At 48.3% G+C, this 18,792-nt stretch carries 14 protein-coding genes; 6 read left to right on the plus strand and 8 right to left on the minus strand.

Features of this window, described 5'->3' with window-relative positions:
- Positions 1 to 103 precede the first annotated feature (103 nt).
- Positions 104 to 1,609, minus strand: coding sequence for a hypothetical protein (locus tag DC20_RS17450; protein WP_062545005.1), 1,506 nt, complete (start codon positions 1,607 to 1,609; stop codon positions 104 to 106).
- Positions 1,610 to 1,861: 252 nt separating this feature from the next.
- Between DC20_RS17450 and DC20_RS17455 the strand changes: the two genes are divergently transcribed.
- Positions 1,862 to 4,024: a dipeptidyl peptidase 3 gene (locus DC20_RS17455; protein WP_245652241.1), complete on the plus strand. Its 2,163-nt coding sequence runs from the start codon at positions 1,862 to 1,864 to the stop codon at positions 4,022 to 4,024.
- 94 nt (positions 4,025 to 4,118) lie between these two features.
- Here the strand turns inward: DC20_RS17455 and DC20_RS17460 are convergent, their stop codons facing one another.
- From DC20_RS17460 to DC20_RS17475, 4 genes are all read right to left on the minus strand, one after another.
- Positions 4,119 to 4,667, minus strand: coding sequence for a DinB family protein (locus tag DC20_RS17460; protein ID WP_062545006.1), 549 nt, complete (start codon positions 4,665 to 4,667; stop codon positions 4,119 to 4,121).
- Positions 4,668 to 4,744: 77 nt separating this feature from the next.
- Positions 4,745 to 6,238 (minus strand): OmpA family protein, encoded by a 1,494-nt coding sequence (locus tag DC20_RS17465; RefSeq protein WP_062545007.1) that lies wholly within the window; start codon positions 6,236 to 6,238, stop codon positions 4,745 to 4,747.
- A gap of 273 nt (positions 6,239 to 6,511) precedes the next feature.
- A complete protein-coding gene (gene ychF, locus DC20_RS17470) occupies positions 6,512 to 7,609 on the minus strand; it encodes a redox-regulated ATPase YchF (RefSeq protein ID WP_062545008.1) in 1,098 nt (365 codons plus the stop codon).
- A gap of 281 nt (positions 7,610 to 7,890) precedes the next feature.
- Complete coding sequence (locus DC20_RS17475) at positions 7,891 to 11,268, minus strand: S41 family peptidase (RefSeq protein WP_083470370.1); 3,378 nt, start codon at positions 11,266 to 11,268, stop codon at positions 7,891 to 7,893.
- A gap of 278 nt (positions 11,269 to 11,546) precedes the next feature.
- Here DC20_RS17475 and DC20_RS17480 point away from each other — a divergent pair, with 278 nt between their 5' ends.
- Both DC20_RS17480 and DC20_RS17485 read left to right on the plus strand, forming a co-directional pair.
- Entirely contained in the window at positions 11,547 to 12,533 is a 987-nt protein-coding gene (locus DC20_RS17480; RefSeq protein WP_062545010.1) for an aldo/keto reductase, read from the plus strand.
- Positions 12,534 to 12,688: 155 nt separating this feature from the next.
- Positions 12,689 to 13,432 (plus strand): hypothetical protein, encoded by a 744-nt coding sequence (locus DC20_RS17485; protein WP_071885496.1) that lies wholly within the window; start codon positions 12,689 to 12,691, stop codon positions 13,430 to 13,432.
- 122 nt (positions 13,433 to 13,554) lie between these two features.
- Here the strand turns inward: DC20_RS17485 and DC20_RS17490 are convergent, their stop codons facing one another.
- Positions 13,555 to 13,887, minus strand: coding sequence for a DUF3276 family protein (locus tag DC20_RS17490; RefSeq protein ID WP_062546026.1), 333 nt, complete (start codon positions 13,885 to 13,887; stop codon positions 13,555 to 13,557).
- Between the two features lie 500 nt (positions 13,888 to 14,387).
- Here DC20_RS17490 and DC20_RS17495 point away from each other — a divergent pair, with 500 nt between their 5' ends.
- Entirely contained in the window at positions 14,388 to 15,305 is a 918-nt protein-coding gene (locus DC20_RS17495; protein ID WP_062545012.1) for a DUF58 domain-containing protein, read from the plus strand.
- A gap of 52 nt (positions 15,306 to 15,357) precedes the next feature.
- On the opposite strand, the gene DC20_RS17500 is transcribed toward DC20_RS17495, so the two are convergent.
- Complete coding sequence (locus DC20_RS17500) at positions 15,358 to 15,984, minus strand: DNA-3-methyladenine glycosylase family protein (protein ID WP_062545013.1); 627 nt, start codon at positions 15,982 to 15,984, stop codon at positions 15,358 to 15,360.
- Positions 15,985 to 16,141: 157 nt separating this feature from the next.
- On the opposite strand from DC20_RS17500, the gene DC20_RS17505 reads away from it, so the two are divergent.
- Together DC20_RS17505 and DC20_RS17510 are read left to right on the plus strand one after the other, a co-directional pair.
- Entirely contained in the window at positions 16,142 to 16,993 is an 852-nt protein-coding gene (locus tag DC20_RS17505; RefSeq protein WP_062546027.1) for a hydroxymethylglutaryl-CoA lyase, read from the plus strand.
- Between the two features lie 5 nt (positions 16,994 to 16,998).
- The gene (locus DC20_RS17510; protein ID WP_062545014.1) at positions 16,999 to 17,736 is read left to right on the plus strand and encodes a (Fe-S)-binding protein; all 738 of its coding nucleotides are present in this window, start codon (positions 16,999 to 17,001) and stop codon (positions 17,734 to 17,736) included.
- Between the two features lie 86 nt (positions 17,737 to 17,822).
- Here DC20_RS17510 and DC20_RS17515 read toward each other — a convergent pair whose 3' ends face one another.
- Positions 17,823 to 18,737, minus strand: coding sequence for an alpha/beta hydrolase (locus DC20_RS17515; RefSeq protein ID WP_062546028.1), 915 nt, complete (start codon positions 18,735 to 18,737; stop codon positions 17,823 to 17,825).
- Positions 18,738 to 18,792: the final 55 nt, after the last annotated feature.

The following is an 18,792-nucleotide window of genomic DNA, read 5'->3' on the forward strand; positions in this document are numbered from 1 at the left end:
GAGTCCTAGTTTTTGGTAAATAAAGCTGAAAAGCCACACCGGGCCAATAAGCAGGAGTTGGAGGTTTTTCAGGAAGGAGAGCTTCTCACCTTCAGTCTTATGCCTATTTTCCAAAGTGAACGGAAACTTTATGCAGGCTGCTTCCCCTGTAAAAAGTAGGGCAGGAGTAAAAGGGGCTTAACTCGTAGTTTTTGAAAAATGCATCGGCTTTCTTCTTACTCAGAAACCATTGCCTGTTTAGCACCGCTGCTTCTTTGGTGTAATCTGTAATTATTGCTTGATTACGTAAGTGGCCTTCTGCTATAACCTTTGTTAGTACCCTTGCTGGAGCTTCCGTTTCATGGGTGTTTTCTGGGTATCTGCCAAAATGGTAGAAGAAGTAAGTGTCAAACGCATTCTTATCATGGAGGATCAGAACTGAACCAGGGTGTTGCTGAATATAGTTTGAGACACAGGCGTGATTAGAAAAAGTGTACAGGTGATTTGGTATCACACCGAAACTGGTGTTCCAAATAAATAAGGCAATCCCGAAGAGGAACAGATTTCTGGACTTCTTAATGTTGAGGCAACTTGCTAACAGAACTACCAGAAAAGGTACCATCACCATAAACTCCGCATTGCCCACGGCATACCAGGCAAACAGCACCTGTAAGGCTAAAATTACAGCATGTGTTCGGTAGAAAGTGGAGTGGTGGAGAATGTTCGTTCTTCTTCGCTGTAGTAGTTCTTTCAACAAGTACAGGACGAAACCTGCTGTAACTAACCCATTTATTATGTAAAATGGATGATGGGTCAATAGAAATGGAATACGGCCATGAACTTCAAAAAAGGTCCGGAAGAAGGAGATACCTGTCAGCAGAAAGTTTTTGTAGGTAATCGTAGTTTCTACTCCGCCTTTGTAAAAAGCACTGAAAACAAACCTGTGTGCCTCTGTTAACCGAATGTCTTGGTAGAACATCACTAAGCCATAAACAAGTGGTACCACCAGAGCCGGCAGAAGGAACCTGAAAGCAGAAGCCAATTTGCATTTATCCGCCAGAAGGAAAAAGAAGAATAGCCCCAACCACCAGAAGAAATGTACCTGGTGGTACAAGCAGGCAATAGAAGCCCACCAGCCACTCCAAAAGATAAAAGTACCTTTCCCTAACTGAAGGTACCGCAGGGCATACAGGCTGCCTAAAGAGGAAAAGAACAGGGGAATAAGGTACGTCTCGTTTTCGGTGGCGTAGCGCATTGTGCCAAAAGAGGCACCGGCCACTAGCAGCAAGGCGGCCTGCACTTTCACGTCTTTCTGCAGTAGAGCTATCATGCGCCAAAGAACGAACAGGCTTGTCCCAGCAAAAAAACTGTTCAGAAGCTTTAGCAGAGGCAAGGGCATGATGTAGACTCCCAAACTTTGAAGCAGAGAATAGAATGCTAGCGCTGTGATGTTGTAAAGCAAATGGTGGGGCTTCCACAGGTCTACGCGCCACCGTACACTGGCGGCATAGTCATAGGCATCTGTGGTGGAGTTCTGAGTAGGCAAAAAAGCATACATCAGAAAAAGAAACAGGATAACAGAAATAGGTAGAAGTCGGCTCTGAAGTAAAGAAGAAGTACGAAGCGCCATGAATCTAAGTAGCAGAAGTCTTCTGCCTATATCCTTTTACTTCTTAAAGGTATTCCTTTCTGCCGATATTTCTTTTCAGCCGCATAACCAAAGTCATTTAACTAAAGGTGAATGTAGCTACCGTTTAAGTGCCGTTATATGAAAAAGTCCTTCAAAAGGAACTCCACTCCAGAAAATAGGGCAAACGGACTGGTTTTTGCCTGCCATTATTCAAATGTTTACTTTTAAATAGAATACACTTTCAAGGTACATATGAAGAAAACACCCATTGCCGTATCAACGCTTTTGCTGGCCTCGTTGCTAGTGGGCAGCTGTACGAAAAAAACCACGTCATCAACTTCTGGCACTGCAAATAGCACCATGATGCCCGGCGAAGCGGCCGCAGTAAAAAATCAGGAGAACATAAACGTAACCCAGGTTTCGCCACCGCAGGTAATCACCGAAGATCCAAAGTTCAAGTTTGTCACTGAGCAGTTCGCAGACCTGCGCATCTTAAGGTACCAGGTACCCGGTTTTGAAAAACTAACGGCTAAACAGAAGGAGTTGCTGTACTACCTGTATGAGGCAGCCTTGTCGGGACGGGACATCATCTATGACCAGAACTACAAGCATAACCTGCGTATCCGTCGCACCTTAGACGCTATTGTGCAGAACAAGCGCGACCCGTCTACCTCACCAGACTGGGAGAAGTTCATGGAGTACACCAAACGGGTATGGTTCGCGAATGGTATTCACCACCACTACTCGGCAAACAAGATGCTTCCGGAGTTTAGCCAGGAATTTTTGGCAGCCTCCATCAAGAAAGTGCCAGCAAATAAACTTCCGCTGGTAAAAGGCGAAAGTGTAGAGACTTTCATCAAATGGATTACGCCCATCTTGTTTGATCCTAAACTAGACGCCAAACAGGTGAACAAGGCAGCCGGTGAAGACTTAATTAAAACCTCAGCGGTGAACTTCTATGAAGGAGTAACCCAGAAAGAGGTGGAGGCCTTTTACGCCAAGAAGGACGTGAAGAATGATCCTCGTCCCGTCTCCAACGGGTTGAACTCCAAAGTGGTAAAGGAAAACGGACAGGTGGTGGAGAAAGTCTGGAAAGCAGACGGCATGTACGGTCCCGCCATTCAGCGCATCATTTTCTGGCTGGAGAAAGCAGTAACCGTGGCCGAGAACGACAAGCAACGCCTTGCCCTGCAGAAGCTGGTGGACTTTTACCGAACCGGTGACCTGAAAACGTTTGATGAGTACAACATTGCCTGGGTGCAGGATGTAGACTCACAGATTGACGTGGTGAACGGCTTTATAGAGGTCTATGATGACCCCTTGGGGCTAAAGGGTTCTTATGAATCGGTAGTGTCTTTCCGGGATGAGGAAGCCACCAAACGGATAAAAGCCATTGGGGACCAGGCACAGTGGTTTGAGGACAATTCGCCGTTGCTGCTGCAGCACAAGAAAAAGAACGTGGTGGGCATCACGGCCAAAGTGATCACCACGGTAGTGGAAGGTGGCGATGCAGCCCCGGCTACACCCATCGGGATTAACTTGCCCAATGCCAACTGGATCCGGAAAGAGCACGGCTCTAAGTCGGTGAACCTGGGCAACATTGTGCACGCCTACAATGAGTCAGCCAATACGGGCGGAAGTGCTTTGTCTGAGTTTGCCTTCAACCAGGAAGAGATAGACCGGGCAAAGAAATACGGCTCCCTGGCCAGCGACCTCCACACAGACATGCACGAGGTGATCGGGCACGCCTCGGGGCAGATCAACCCGGGAGTGGACACGCCCAAGCAAACCCTGAAGAACTACGCCAGCACCATGGAAGAAGGCCGGGCCGATCTTGTGGCGTTGTACTATGTCATGGACCCTAAGTTGGTGCAAATAGGCGTAATGCCTTCTCTGGAAGCTGGGAAAGCTGAATATGATGCTTACATCCGGAACGGCCTAATGACCCAGTTGGCTCGTCTGGCTCCCGGCGAAAAAATTGAGGAAGACCACATGCGCAACCGGCAGATGGTGGCTGCCTGGGCTTATGAGAAAGGGAAAAAAGACAATGTCATAGAGCGGATAACCCGAGAGGGCAAAACCTACTTTAAGGTGAATGACTATGCCAAGCTTCGGGAGCTCTTTGGGCAACTGTTACGCGAAACTCAACGCATCACCTCAGAAGGTGATTTTAAAGCCGCTGAGAAGCTGGTAGAGACGTACGGCGTGAAAGTAGATCAAGCCTTGCATAAAGAAGTACTGCAGCGGTACAGCAAGCTTAACATAGCACCTTACAACGGGTTCATTCAGCCAAAGCTAACACCGGTGGTGAAAGACGGGAAGATTGTAGATGTGTTGTTGGTGTACCCAGACAACTTTACGCAGCAGATGCTGGAGTACGGCGAAGTGTACAACACGCTTCCGCATTATAACTAATCAAGGGTTTTCAGCTTCTTTTTCAGAAAACACCTCTAAAACAGAAAATGCCTGAGCTATGTCAGGCATTTTCTGTTTTAGAGGTGTTTTGGTTTCAATGAATAGGATTGGTCACGTTCTGATGAACCTTCCCGGCCAGCAGAACTTTGGAGGTAACCAATAGCTGACCTACGTGCCGTTGCGTGTGTTCAGCAGCATGGAAGAGAAGACCTAGTACAGTAGAAGGTATTTGGGACCGGCCCACGCCTCTGGTCTCTAAAAGGGTTTGTTCATCTGTAAATTTTATTTGCTCCAAGGCTTTGTCCACCTGAAATGCAAATGATTTAACTAACGTATGTACCGTTGTGCCACCGGCTGGAGGAGCGCCTTCACTCTTAAGATAGGAGAGAGCCTCCGGAGACAATTGCTCCCCTCGGGCATAAGTAAACAAACGGTCCAAAACACCTGTGAGGTGCTGAAGGTGAAATCCCACCGATGCTAACCCTGCCGGCTTTTCCCAAAGGAGGTCTTCAGGAAATGTTATTAGGTAGTGTTCCACTTCTTCGCGGGCCTGCAACAAAGCATGGGCAACAGGTTGCAGCAGCGGCGGAACGCCAGGGAGGGGACCTCTTAGCCAGACTTCCAGTTTCTCTTCTTTTTCCATGGTTTCTCTAAAACGACTCTAAAATAAAAAAGCCCGGTCAATTGACCGGGCTTTTTCTATTCTTGCTCTTTTATCCGTTACTGGATGAAGAGGCGGAACTCAGCACGACGGTTTCTGGCTCGTCCTGCGTTCGTGGTATTTGGTGCTACTGGTCTTTCTTCCCCGAAACCTTCGGTGATGATACGGTCAGAAGCTACTCCTTTGGTGTTGGTCAAGTATGACTTGGCAGCGTCAGCTCTACGAACTGAAAGCTCCTGGTTGTACTCGTTAGAACCAATGTGGTCAGCGTGTCCAGAGATACGCAAGTTGTAGTGCGGATATTTAGACAACATAGTAGACATTCTGTCTAGAGTAGGGTAAGAAGTTCTCTTCAGAACAGCTCTGTTGAACTCAAACTCAATTTTAGGAACGCGGGCCATATACGTGCTGTCTTCCACATCTAAGCCAGGGCAACCCATGTTAGCGGCAGAACCGGCAACATCTGGGCAACGGTCAACATCATCGTTTACACCGTCAGAATCACGGTCAACAACTACTGGACATCCGCTGGCATCTACACGAGTACCGGCTGGTGTGTTAGGGCAAGTGTCGTTTTTGTCAGCAACACCGTCACCGTCTGCATCTGGACAACCTCTGGTTGCAACCGGACCAGCTTGGTCTGGGCACTCATCTTCTGAGTCACGAACACCGTCACCGTCTTTATCTGGGCAACCTTCTAAAGCGGCAGTACCGGCTTCAGTAGGGCATTTGTCTTGGTAATCTGGAACACCGTCACCATCACCGTCAAGTGGGCAACCAGTTTTGTCTACTTGTACGCCAGCTGGAGTGTCTGGGCATTTGTCACGACGGTCAGAAACACCATCACCATCAGTATCAGTTGCTTTTCCTAAACCAAAGGTCAAACCAAACTGGTGCTGCAGGTAGCGGTCGTTTAACTCATCAGAATCCTGAGGAGAGATACCGTCCAACATGTTGGTAGTAGGGTAGTTTAAGGTAGTCTGCGCGAACAGGCTGATTCCTTCGGTGATTTTGAACCCGATACCGGCACCACCAAAGTAGTTCATGCGAAGTTGACCTTCGTCATATTTGAACTCGTTGGTTCCACCTGGTCTGGCTACTGGAAGATATGCTTCCACGCTGGCGTAATGCGCTCCAAGACCACCAATCAGGTATGGCTGTAGAAAAGCAGTTTCGCTCAGGATCTTGCCGTTGTTCAGTTTCAACTTCAAGCCCAGGTTGGCAGTTCCTACTTCGTTGTCAAATCTGCCCGGACCAAAACCAGTTCTGTTGTAAGTAACTGTGCCTGATTCCTGCTTCATGTTGAAGTAGTTCAACTGCAACGCCACATCAAAAGACGGAGACAAGAATCTGTTGATGCCTAATCCACCCCCCCAGGTAGAATTACTCATGTCCCAGATATCGTTCCGAATGTTTGTGCGAGCTTGTATTGCGTTGGCGTAGATGGAGAGTCCCCAAGGCCTGTCTGCCGATTGGGCCTTTGTTTCTGATGGAGCCACCATAGACAGCAGCATCGCGCTGAGTACAGAAGCCTTAAGTAAGGTTTTTTTCATAGTTTTAAAGAGTTGTAATATAGTATTCTGGGCATATTTACCTCATTTTTGATAAAATGTTGCCTTTTGCCCTAAAAAAGAAATCCTAAAATTTGTTAAGTTATTATATATGAGACGTTTAATTTTTATAAAAGTTAAATTTATTATGCCTTTTTGTACTTATTCCTTTTAAATGTGAGGATCGGGAATTTCATAAAAATGGAGATTTTATTAGAGAAGTTATAAAAAAAGGAGGGTTGTAATGCCCTCCTTTTTCTAACAATTTATCTATTCTTACACATTGAATCTAAAGTGCATGATATCACCGTCTTGCACAACGTAATCTTTTCCTTCCAATGCCATTTTACCGGCTTCCTTGATTTTAGCTTCAGTTTTGTACTCCACGTAATCTTTGAGCTTGATTACTTCAGCTCTGATGAAGCCTTTTTCAAAGTCAGTATGAATGACACCGGCGGCCTGTGGTGCTTTCCAACCTTTCCGGATGGTCCAGGCACGAACTTCTTTTGGTCCGGCGGTGAAATAAGTAACCAGGTCAAGTAAAGCATAGGAAGCTCTGATCAACTGGTTCAAGCCAGACTCTTTTAAGCCGTACTCGCCCAGAAACATTTCCTTTTCTTCTGGCTCTGTGAAATCAGCGATTTGCTCTTCTATGGCGGCAGAAATCACTACTACCTGGGCCTTCTCGTCTTTCACGTGATCTTTCAGCGCATCTAAGAACTTGTTGCCAGTCAGGATAGATTCTTCATCAACGTTGGCCACATAGATCACTGGCTTAATGGTCAGCAACTGCAAGTCTTCTACAGACTCCAGGTCTTCTTCAGAATAGTCAAGGGAGCGGGCGTTCTTGCCGCTTTCCAGGTGTTCTTTGAAGCGTTGCAATGAGGCAAACTCTTTTTTAGCCTTGGCATCACCAGACTTGGCGGTACGCTCCACCTTGGCAATCTTCTTGTCAATGGACTCCAGGTCTTTCAGCTGAAGCTCAGTGTCAATTACGTCTTTGTCAAACACGGGGTCAACACCGCCCGCCACGTGTACAATGTTAGGGTCGTCAAAGCATCGGATCACGTGGATGATGGCATCTACCTCCCTAATGTTGGCCAGGAACTTGTTGCCTAAGCCTTCGCCTTTACTGGCGCCTTTCACCAAACCGGCAATGTCTACAAACTCCATGACGGTAGGGAGCACACGCTCTGGTTTCACCAACTCTTCCAGCGTCTTCAAGCGTTCATCTGGCACGGTGATGACACCCACGTTGGGTTCAATAGTACAGAAAGGGTAGTTAGCCGATTCGGCTTTGGCATTTGACAAGGCATTGAACAGCGTAGATTTACCTACGTTTGGCAAACCCACTATTCCACAACGAAGTCCCATATTAATAAGGTTGGTCTAAATTCAAGGTTGATGTATCTGCTTCTGGTCCGATATAATATACCTAAGACTCTTTTTTAGAAGCGGGTGCAAATATACAGATTCCTTACCGGTCTACCGCCATATTAGTAAAAGCCTTCAGACGCAGGCTGGAAGCGCCAATTTAAAAAGGTATTTTTTGTTGATTTTTGGAAAAGCAGTCCCAAAACAATTAAAAGCCGAAATGAAAAGCGGCTGCTCTATCAAGAACAGCCGCTTAAAATAGGATAGACTTACTTAATTACTTACTTAGTAGAAGATCCTGCTTCTTTTTCCCAGCCTTCTGGTCGGCGCCACTTTACAGGGGCAGCGGGTTCAGGTTTAAGTTTTATTTCTTTAGTTTTCAGGAGTTCCATTGCTTCAGCCACGGCGCGTTCCAGTTGCGGGTCTTTCCCGGCAATTACGTCAGCGGGTTTGTTTAGCACCTCAATGTCTGGGGCTACGCCTTCGCCCTCTACGGCCCATTCCCCGTTCGCATCCACAAAACCACCGCGGGGTGCCACCATGCGGCCACCGTCAATAAAAGGAGGGGTGTCCCAGGTACCTACCAGCCCACCCCAGGTACGGGTACCTACAATAGGTCCAATTTCCATTTTCCGGAACAAATAAGGCAGCAAGTCTCCGCCAGAGCCCGCCATTTCGTTCACGATCATCACCTTTGGCCCCCAGATGCCGGACATTGGGGTGGTGAATGGCCGATGGTCGCCTACCTTGCTGTTGAAGTACCCGTGCAGCTCTCGGCCCATAATGTCTACCATGTAATCGGCGGCAGAGCCCCCGCCGTTGTTGCGTTCATCAATGATGGCGCCTTGTTTGTCCTGTTGCCCGAAGTAATACCGGTTAAAGGAAGTATAGCCACCCTGACCCGTATTGGGCACATACACATAGGCCAACTTGCCGCCCGAAAGCTCGTCCACTTTGCGGCGGTTGCCTTCAATCCAGGCAATCCGGCGGAGACCTGCTTCACTAGGAATGGGTACTACCGTGACCATGCGTGAGCCTTCCAAAGTTGGTTTGCTGTTGATGCGCAGCACGGTTTGGCGGTCGGCAGTTGCCTCAAACGATTTGTAGATGTTTTCCGGGGCTTTTACCGGAACGCCATTTACTTCCAGAATATAGTCTCCGGGTTTGATGTTCAGGCCCGGAGCCCGGAGCGGAGCACGCAGGTCTGGGTTCCAGGCTTCTCCGTTGTAAATCTTGCTGATGCGGTAAAAGCCTTTGTCTACTTCATAATCAGCGCCTAATAAACCTACTGGTACCCGTTTCACCTCAGGGAAATCACCACCCGAAGTGTAGGAGTGACCTACTGAAACTTCACCACCCAGAATGTCAATCAAATAATGGAGTTCTGACCGGTGCTTCACATGCTCTAGCCACGGGCTGTACCATTCGTAAATTTTATTCCAGGGAGCCCCGTGTACATTGTTCACGTACAGGAAATCACGTTGGTAGCGCCAGCCTTCCCTGAAGATCTGCTTCCATTCGGCGGCTGGGTCTACCTTCACCTTCAGGTCAGTCAGTTTCAATTTACCTTCGCCTGCTTTTGGCACGGTAGCCGTGGGCACAATGCTCCAGGTACTGCCGCTGCGGTACAGCAGATTCTTCCGGTCAAAGGAAATGGAAGCGTCCATCACCTTAGTCAGGAACTCGGTAGACTTTACATCTTTCAGGCTGTACTTGTGCAGGTTTTCTCCTTCCTGGTTCAACACACTTTCCAGGTAAAAGACCTGACCTTCGGGTCCGGCAAGCAAGGCTGTGTAATTACGCTCCGGTACCTGAATGGGGATAATGCGTTGACTTAGACCTTCCATGTCAATCTTCACCTGCACTAAGGGTTTTACTACTTTGGCTTCGCCTTTCTGGCCGCTTCTGGTTCTGGGCTCCTGTCCTTTCTTTTGCGGTGGAGTTTCCTGTAGGCCGGTGGTAGGTTGCTTCGGGTCGGTTTCCTCAGTTTGAGCCAACTCTTCATCACTGCGGGGCAGGAGTGGCGAAGGCGTGTCTTTGGACAACACAATCATGTATAAACTGCGGGTGACGGGCCGGTCATAGCTGCTCATGTCCAGCCAGCCGGTGTTCAGGCCGTAATTGGTGCTGGCCAGAAAGTACAGGTACTTGCCGCTCTCGTCCCACACCGGAGAGAGGGCGTCGGCCATCTTATCGGTGAGCTGGTGGCTTTGGTTTGTTTCTACGTTGTGCACCTTCACCACTTTGAACTGGTTTGGCAGCAGGCGGGTATAGGCCAGCCATTTGCTGTCTGGTGACCACACCGGGTTCAGGGTGCGGTCTGGGTGCGCATATCCTTCGGTGTCGGCCTTCTTTATTTTGCCTGAGGCTACCTCCACATACCAAAGGTTATAATCAGTGTCTGTGAAGGCGATGTACTGGTTGTTGGGCGACCACTCGGGCTTAAAGAAAAAAGTAGGGTTGGGAATGGCGATGCTGCGGGGTTTGGTCAGGCCTTCCTGATCCCCAATCATAAGCTGGTATTCGCCGCTGGCATCAGAAAACCAGGCAATCTTTTTACCGTCCGGTGACCAGGTAGGGTAGCGGTCGGCGGCTCCCGGATTATGGGAAATGTTTCGCCAATCGCCCTCTTCTTTGGGAACTGTAAATACCTCGCCTCGAGCTTCAAACAAGGCGCGCTTTCCGCCGGGGCTTAAAGAAGCATGGGTCAGCTGAGTAGGCGTAATATCTGCCCAACGGGGCCGGGCCCAGTCAAAGTCGCCGCGCACTTCAATGGTGAGTTGCTTGGTTTCGTTTGTTTTGGGGTTAAGCAGATGCAGGTAGCCTGCCTGTTCATACACCAGCATGCCCGCGGCAGCATCCAGGTTCTTGGTGTCAAACTGCTTGTGAAAGGTATGTTGCTTTAGTTCTTTGGTATTCGGATTATAAGACCAGATGTTGTTGGCGTAATCCCGTTCCGACAGGAAGTACACAATGCCGTCCATCCAAACCGGACTGGTGTGCCGCTCTTTGTTTGCCTGAGGCGTTTGTTGCAGTGCATAGGTTTTCAGGTCTACAATCCAGATAGGCTGAGCCTGCCCTCCGCGGTAGTTTCGCCATTCAGGGTCCCAGAAGGTGATGGGCTGGTAAGCCGCAAACTGCCCATCTTCTGATAACTCTCCGTTAGACGCCTGCGGTATTTTGAGGGCCTCGGGCATTCCCTGGTTTACAGAAACCGTGAAGAATTTAGAATTGGCGGTAGGGTGCCCGTCGCGGGCAGAGACAAACAGCACCGATTTGCCGTCTGGGGACCAGCCCGTGACATCATCATTGCCCGGGTGCCAGGTCAGGCGTTTCGGTTGGCCGCCTTCCACCGGAATTAGGTACACATCGGTATTGCCGTCGTACTGCCCGGTAAAGGCCAGCCATTTTCCGTCTGGGGAGAGGTGCGGGTTTGTTTCGGCGCCTTCATCAGAGGTCAGCCTTCGGGCGAAGCCCAGGTTGGTATTGTTGGACTGCCGGTCGGCTATCCAAATATCGTTGGCATACACAAAGGCGATATGGTTTGCGCTGATGGTGGGTTGGCGAAGGAGGCGCGTTCCCTGTGCCTGTGCCGTGGCAGGCAACGTACACAAGGCACTACCCAGCACCGTCATTTGCAAGAGTCTTTTTATTACCATATATCTGGGTTTAGTAGAGGTATTGAAGATAAAAATACTTTCTATAAATCAGGCATGTACCCGCATTATCTTGTTGTCCATCTCTTGTATTTTAAGCCTTGTTTTGAAAGAACAGCCACAAAACAGAAGGGCTCGTAAAGTATACCTTATTGATACCTATGTCTACTGAGGGTGGAGAGTATAGGGAAGCACTCAAAAGTTGTGTGCTTCCAGTTAAGTAACAGCTTAGGCAGCCATCGGATTTAGATGATCTGAAAACAAAAGAAACCATTGATATTATGGAGAAAAGAAAATTAGGTACCCAAGGCTTTACTGTTTCTGCGCTTGGTTTGGGGTGCATGGGCATGTCAGACTTCTACAGTAACCGGGACGACCAGGAGTCAATCGCCACTATTCATCATGCCTTGGATTTGGGCATAGACTTTTTGGATACCGCCGACATGTATGGGGTAGGAGCCAATGAGGAATTGGTGGGAAAAGCCATTAAAGACAGACGCGACCAAGTAATCCTTGCTACTAAATTCGGGAATGTGCGCGATGAACAAGGCAACTTTATGGGCATCAACGGCACGCCCGAATACGTGCGTAAAGCATGTGAGGCCAGCCTCAAGCGATTAGGGGTTGACTACATTGACTTGTACTACCAGCATCGGGTGGACAAACAAACCCCCATTGAAGAAACCGTAGGTGCCATGGCTGAACTGGTGAAAGAAGGGAAGGTGAGGTTCTTAGGTTTGTCAGAGGCCTCTGCTGCCACTATAACTAAAGCCCACAGTGTGCACCCCATCAGTGCGCTGCAAACCGAGTATTCACTTTGGAGCCGTGATGTGGAAGACGAGATCCTTCCAGCCTGCCGGAAGTTAGGTATTGGGTTTGTGCCTTATAGCCCACTAGGCAGGGGTTTCCTGACAGGGCAGTTCAAAACGTTGGAAGATATTCCGGAAGATGATTACAGAAGACATTCTCCGCGTTTTCAGGGAGAGAATTTCCAGAAGAACCTTGACCTGGTAAAGAAAATTGAAGAGATCGCTAGTAAAAAAGGCTGTACTGCCTCTCAATTGGCGTTGGCCTGGTTGTTAGCGCAGGGTGAGGACATTGTTCCAATACCCGGTACCAAGAGAAGAAAGTATTTAGAAGAAAATATGGGAGCCCTGCAGGTTTCACTTTCTCTGGAGGAGTTGGAAGAGATTGAGTTTATAGCGCCTAAAGGGATTGCCGCCGGTCTTCGGTATGCCGCTCCACAGATGGGCAATCTGAATGTGTAGCTTTTTGCGCATTTTAAGAAAAACACGCCTTACCTATGCTTCATTAGCGCTTTCTTAAACACTGGCTTAGCTTGGTAGTCTGCAAACTAAGCCAGTGTTTATCTTTCATTATATTAAGCTTACCCTTTTACTCAGCTTCATTTAACCCCAAAAGAATGCCTGAAGCTCCACAAATGGTTTTCCTGAAAGAGCAAACGGAGCAATTTGTTGGCCAGCTTGTTCTTCAAGCCGAGGGTAGTGTAAAAGTTTTGCCTTTTGACCGACTATTTAACCAGGAACTGGAGAGCATAAAGACCTTTGGAAAGGAGCTGTTCTTTTGTTTCCCTGACTTTGCAATTCGTATTCACCTGATGTTTTTCGGAAAATATGCCATAAACGGTACGGTTAACAGAGAACTGCAATTAAGGCTGACCTTTGAAGAAGGGGAAATTAACTTCTATGCAAGTGACATCAAGTTTATTCAGGAACCCTTAGATAGTTTGTATGACTGGAGTACAGACGTAATGCATGCTTCCTTTGATATAGATGCTGCTATAGAGAAACTCTACCGGAAACCTCAGAGGCTAATTTGTGATGCGCTGCTGGATCAGACTATTTTGGCCGGGGTGGGGAACGGAATCAAGAACGATGCCTTGTTCAGAAGACGCATTCACCCGGAGAGCCTGGTGGGGGAAATACCAGTGCTGGAGAGTAAGCAATTAATTTCCGTTTGTGTTCAACTTAGCTATGAGTACCTGGAGTGGATTAGGGAAGATACTGTTCTGCAGAACTGGCAAGCTTACAGAAAGAAAATCTGCCCCCGGGACCACACACCTTTCCTGAAGGGGAACATAGGGAAGCCGGCCCGGTCCTGTTACTACTGTGAAAAATGTCAGCGGTTGTACCTTCCAGAAGTGTAAAGTGCATAGGATAAAGGTACCCGTTTAGTAGCCGTTTTAGCTATAAAGGGGCAAAAAGAGGAAAAGAGTTGGCGTAAAAAAAGCTCACGCGAGGCATGAGCTTGAGGAGAATTGGGAGCAGGCTATTCCCACTTCAGTTCTTCGTCCATCGTAGCTTCAGTTTCAGCGTGTTCCAGGCGCTCCAGTTCTGCCAATGCCTCTTCAGACAATAACTCACCTTTTACATGGTTTACGGTGTCCTGCAACGCTTCCAGGAACTTGGCAAAGTCTTCTTTGTACAAGAAAATCTTGTGCTTCTCGTAAGAGTAGTTGTCGTCCTTGAATTTTCTCTTGCTCTCTGTGATTGTCAGGTAATAATCATTGGAGCGGGTTGATTTCACATCAAAGAAATAGGTGCGCTTTCCTGCCCTTACTCTCTGCGAGTAGATTTCTGCTTTGTCGTTGTTCTCTTCCACCATAACTTGAAGGTTACTTATTTATTTGAAGTAGCCAATTTAAAGCAACTGATTCACATCTAAAAATTTTTGCTGTTAATTTTAATAGCTAAATTCAAATTTATTAATGTTTGTAATAGTCAATATCACCATTGAAAAAAACAAATTAATTATAACATCTTCCTAAAATTTAAGATTTACTTGTAGTAAACAATTAAGATTAAAGGAGTTGATACAATTTGAAGTTGGATTTGGAAGGTGCTAAAACCTCCATATGAGCTCTAGGGATTTGCCTGATACAGGGTTTGCATACTGGTTGCTTTGAAGGAAAATTGAGCTAAAAATTTCAAAAAGGTTCTTGGTTGGAGTAAATGCATGTACCATGCGTACTTCACCTTAGAAGATGGCCGTTACCATTGAGGTGGCTCGTCTAAATAGCAAAAAGCAGGAGCTGATTCAGCTAAAAACAAGTAAATCTTAGTAGCCGCTAAAGCGGAATCATTATACAGAAACAAGGTAGTATGAGCAGACTTAACGTGGATTTAGACAGTGTCCGGAACATCCAGAACCTGGAGTTTCTGGCCAAGCGCCTGGTAGAAGGGTTCATCACCGGTTTGCACAAATCGCCTTACCATGGTTTTTCGGTGGAGTTTTCTGAACACCGGCTTTATAATACTGGTGAAAGCACCCGTCACATGGACTGGAAAGTCTATGCCCGCACCGAAAAGTTGTTTGTGAAACGGTACGAGGAAGAAACCAACCTTCGCTGTCAGTTGCTGCTGGATGTGTCTGGCTCCATGTATTACCCCACGCATAATTACGGCAAACTGGCCTATGCCGTCCTGAGTGCCGCTGCCATTGCCACGCTGCTGCAGAAACAGCGCGATGCGGTGGGCCTGACCACGTTCTCAGACCAGATTGAATCCCAAACGCCTATAAAATCTACCGGAGCACATTTGCACACCATTTTGCTTGCCCTTCAGCAGCAGTTGCAGAAACCAGCCCCTCCGCAGAAGGAAACCCGAGTAGCGTCCATGCTGCACCACATCGCACAGCAATTGCCCAAGCGTTCCCTTGTGATTCTGTTCAGCGATTTACTAAGCCAGTACGAACAATTGGACGAGATTTTTCTGGCCTTGCAACACCTGCGGCACCAGCAGCACGAGGTACTGTTGTTTCATTTTACCCACGCAGAAACCGAGGAAGAATTTAAATTCCCTGACAAGCCTTTCATGTTCCAGGGCTTGGAGAACGGAGAGAAAATCAAAGTACAGCCGGCCGAGATACGGGAAGAGTATGTCAAGGCCATGCAGCAGTTCAAGAACGAACTCAAGCTCCGCTGCGGTCAGTACCGCATTGACCTTGTTTCAGTTGATCTGCGCGAACCCATAGACAAGGTGCTGCAGGCCTATTTGATTAAGCGGCAGAAAGTACGGTAATCTAAAGCCAGCTATTTTAACTCAGTTTTCTCAAAACAAGTAGTTAAACACCTTAAGACGCAGAGCTAACTTCCGGTGCATTGTCTAAGGACCGCCACAGATACCGGCAGGCGAGGGTACGGTTGGGTCGCCAGCTTTCTGAGAGCTGCAGCATCTTCGCTTTAGCGACTTTCCCGGTCTCTTCAAACTGGTACAGGCGTTTCATAGCGTTGTAGATACCCAAGTCATCCACGGGCATGACATCGGGCCGATGAAGCGCGAACATCAGGATCATTTCAGCAGTCCAGCGGCCAATTCCCTTTATCTGGACTAACCTGGATATTAACTCCTCATCTGGTAAGTGCACCAGATCTGAGTCTTCCAGGTTTCCTGCTTCCTTGTGATGAGCGATATTCTGGAGGTAGCTGATCTTCTGCCTTGATAATCCCGCGGCCCGCATCACCTCAACCGGAAGGGAAAGCACCAAACTAGGTTCTGGGTAGTTTTCTAGGAAAAGGGCCAGAAACCGGGCTTTAATGGTGGCCGCCGCTTTTACCGATAATTGCTGGGAAATGACCGAGCTGAACAAGGCCTCGTAGATGGGCCTTGGAGTAGAAGCCAGCTCAATAGGAGCTGAGTTTAGAACCAAGGTCTGCAGAACCGGGTCCTGCACGAATATTACGGCATGTGATGCACTCATTTAGTATTATTGTAACGTGTACCTATGGGTGTAAAATGTAGTAAACGTGTTTACAGGTTATTTACCTGAAACGGCTCTACAAACAGGCCAAAGATAGGCGATATAACTAAACAGCTGCTGCCCTGTGCAGGAGCTGTTTCAAACCAGAACCCACGCTATGAAAATAATTGAGTGCCCCCGAGATGCCATGCAAGGCTTGCAAGCGTTCGTACCTACGGAAGAAAAGGTCAAGTACCTGCAGACCCTGCTAGAGATAGGGTTTGATTCTCTGGACTTCGGGTCTTTCGTTTCGCCCAAGGCAATTCCGCAGATGCGTGATACGGCTGAGGTGCTGGCGCAATTAGATACCTCCGTTTCCCAAACGAAGCTGCTGGCCATTGTGGCCAACGTTAGGGGTGCACAGCAGGCCGTAGAACATGCGCCTATTCAATACATTGGTTTCCCGCTGTCTTTGTCTGAGGAGTTCCAGAAGCGGAATACGAACAAAAGCATTTCTGAAGCTTTAGTAGAAGTAGCCCAGATGCAGGACCTTTGCGGGCAGCATCACAAAGAACTGGTGCTGTACCTTTCCATGGGTTTTGGCAACCCTTATGGGGAGCCATGGGAGCCGGAGCTGGCAGGGGAGATGACCCAAAAATTGGATGAGATGGGCATTAAGATCATCTCTCTGTCAGACACAATCGGGGTTTCTAATCCGGGTACCATTAAATCCTTGTTCTCCACTTTGATTCCAGCCTTTCCGCACATTGAATTCGGGGCGCATTTGCATACCAGCCCGAGTACCTGGCGGGAGAAAGTGGAGGCCGCCTATGAAAGTGGCTGCCGCCGTATGGATGGGGCGTTACTGGGCTACGGTGGTTGTCCCATGGCCAAAGATGACTTAGTAGGCAACATGCCCACCGAGAAAATGATCTCCTACTTACAGGAGAAAGGAGTACCTTTGAATTTAAACCAAGAGGCGCTTTCCAGGTCCCTGAATCAGGCGTCGCACGTTTTCCATTCGCTTTAAACCAGATGCCACAGCCGGTAGTAGATATTTTTATTCCTTGTTTTGTAGACCAACTGTTCCCGCAAACGGCCTGGAACATGGTGAAACTGTTAGAGGCCCTGGGCTGCAAGGTGCGGTACAACACCAATCAAACATGTTGCGGGCAGCCTGCCTACAATGCTGGTTTCCAGAAGGAGTGTCGCCAGGTAGCCGATAAGTTTCTGGAGGATTTCTCCTCTGAAGATAGTGATTACATTGTGGCACCTTCGGCGTCTTGCGTGGGCATGATCCGGAACGCCTACTCCAATATTTTCGTGACTTCTTCTAATTTTGTGCGTTACCGTGCCATGGAGCGTAAGGTGCTGGAGTTAACAGAGTTCCTGACAGAAGTCCTGCAGGTGAAAGAGATACCAGGTGCCCGCCTGGATGCAAGAGTTACCTACCATGATTCCTGCAGCGCCCTTCGTGAGTGCGGAATTAAGGAAGGACCCCGCAGATTATTAGAAATGGTGCAAGGCCTGGAGCTCACTGAAATGCGCGAAACCGAAACTTGCTGCGGTTTTGGAGGCACCTTTGCCGCTAAATTTGAGTCCATCTCAGTGGCCATGGCCGAGCAGAAAGTGGAGAACGCCCTCAGCACCGGAGCTGAGTACATCGTCTCCACGGATACCAGCTGCCTCATGCACCTGGAGGCGTATAACAAAAAGCAGAACAAACCCATTAAGGTAATGCACATTGCTGATGTATTGACCAGCGGCTGGTAATCTGATTAGTTGTAAAAGCAGAGTCCCGTTCTGAAGCCATTTTCATCAAATTGGCCTCAGAACGGGATTCTGCTTTTTGGGGTAAATTATTTTAAGGTTTTTACAAAAGCTACCACTGGTGGCATCAGTGGAGCGGCCAGCGGGAGGGTAGGATTGGAGTAAGTGCTGAAGTTGGCGTTACGATCAGCGGTGGTTTCTTTGAGTACATGGTTCATGTTCTCCACTTCTACCATTTTGCTTTTTGGTGAGGCTGCGGCCAGCAACTGAACTTCGTTTCTGCTTACCTGTAAGTCTTGGGTGCCTTGTACCAGCAGGACTGGTACGGTTAACTTCCGTAATTCCGCCTGCGGGTCATACTTAAACCAGGAGATAAGATACGGCTGAATGCTTGGTCTGAACAGGGCTGCCAACATCGGGTTCACTTCCGTCACTGCTTTGCCTTGCGCCAGCTGGTCCAGAATGGGTAAAGCGGCATCTTTCACCATTGGGGGCTGCGCCTGCAGTTGCTCCCTGATGACCTTGTCTGCGGTTTGCCCAACCCCGGCTACGGAAATGAAACCATCGGCTTGGCCTTGGCGTGCGGCTATCATGCCAATCAGTGAACCTTCGCTGTGGCCCAACACCACCACCTTGTTGAACCGTTTGTCATTCTTCAGCTTCTGAACCCAAGCTGCGGCATCCTGCACAAAATGGTCGAACCTCATGTCAAATTCAGAGCCCGCCGCGTCTTTGCTTTCGGCAATGCCGCGCTTGTCAAACCTTACGGAGGCAATGCCCTGGGCTTGCAGCGCCTGGGCCACCATTTTCAGGCTGTTGTTCTTCATGGCCGGGTTGTTCCCATCGCGGTCAGTAGGACCGGAGCCAGAGATGATTAGCACCACCGGGACTTGCTTCCCCGGAGCAGGAGTCAACAGCGTGCCTTTTATGGCACCTTTCTCAGTTGCCAGTTCAATGGCTTCCCCTGAAGTTGTAGCTGTTTGCGCAACCACCGTAAGGTTCATCAGAAAGCAAAGTATTAGTAAAAGGTACGAGCTGTCTCTCATTTGTTTTCTGAAA

The organism is Rufibacter tibetensis, assembly GCF_001310085.1.
GTDB lineage: Bacteria > Bacteroidota > Bacteroidia > Cytophagales > Hymenobacteraceae > Nibribacter > Nibribacter tibetensis.

Excerpts from the sequence above, each read along its gene's own strand:
- DC20_RS17450 (WP_062545005.1), bottom strand. The coding sequence starts at position 1,609 with ATGGCGCTTCGTACTTCTTCTTTACTTCAGAGCCGACTTCTACCTATT.
- DC20_RS17455 (WP_245652241.1), top strand. The coding sequence starts at position 1,862 with ATGAAGAAAACACCCATTGCCGTATCAACGCTTTTGCTGGCCTCGTTG.
- DC20_RS17460 (WP_062545006.1), bottom strand. The coding sequence starts at position 4,667 with ATGGAAAAAGAAGAGAAACTGGAAGTCTGGCTAAGAGGTCCCCTCCCT.
- DC20_RS17465 (WP_062545007.1), bottom strand. The coding sequence starts at position 6,238 with ATGAAAAAAACCTTACTTAAGGCTTCTGTACTCAGCGCGATGCTGCTG.
- ychF (WP_062545008.1), bottom strand. The coding sequence starts at position 7,609 with ATGGGACTTCGTTGTGGAATAGTGGGTTTGCCAAACGTAGGTAAATCT.
- DC20_RS17475 (WP_083470370.1), bottom strand. The coding sequence starts at position 11,268 with ATGGTAATAAAAAGACTCTTGCAAATGACGGTGCTGGGTAGTGCCTTG.
- DC20_RS17480 (WP_062545010.1), top strand. The coding sequence starts at position 11,547 with ATGGAGAAAAGAAAATTAGGTACCCAAGGCTTTACTGTTTCTGCGCTT.
- DC20_RS17485 (WP_071885496.1), top strand. The coding sequence starts at position 12,689 with ATGCCTGAAGCTCCACAAATGGTTTTCCTGAAAGAGCAAACGGAGCAA.
- DC20_RS17495 (WP_062545012.1), top strand. The coding sequence starts at position 14,388 with ATGAGCAGACTTAACGTGGATTTAGACAGTGTCCGGAACATCCAGAAC.
- DC20_RS17500 (WP_062545013.1), bottom strand. The coding sequence starts at position 15,984 with ATGAGTGCATCACATGCCGTAATATTCGTGCAGGACCCGGTTCTGCAG.
- DC20_RS17505 (WP_062546027.1), top strand. The coding sequence starts at position 16,142 with ATGAAAATAATTGAGTGCCCCCGAGATGCCATGCAAGGCTTGCAAGCG.
- DC20_RS17510 (WP_062545014.1), top strand. The coding sequence starts at position 16,999 with ATGCCACAGCCGGTAGTAGATATTTTTATTCCTTGTTTTGTAGACCAA.
- DC20_RS17515 (WP_062546028.1), bottom strand. The coding sequence starts at position 18,737 with ATGAACCTTACGGTGGTTGCGCAAACAGCTACAACTTCAGGGGAAGCC.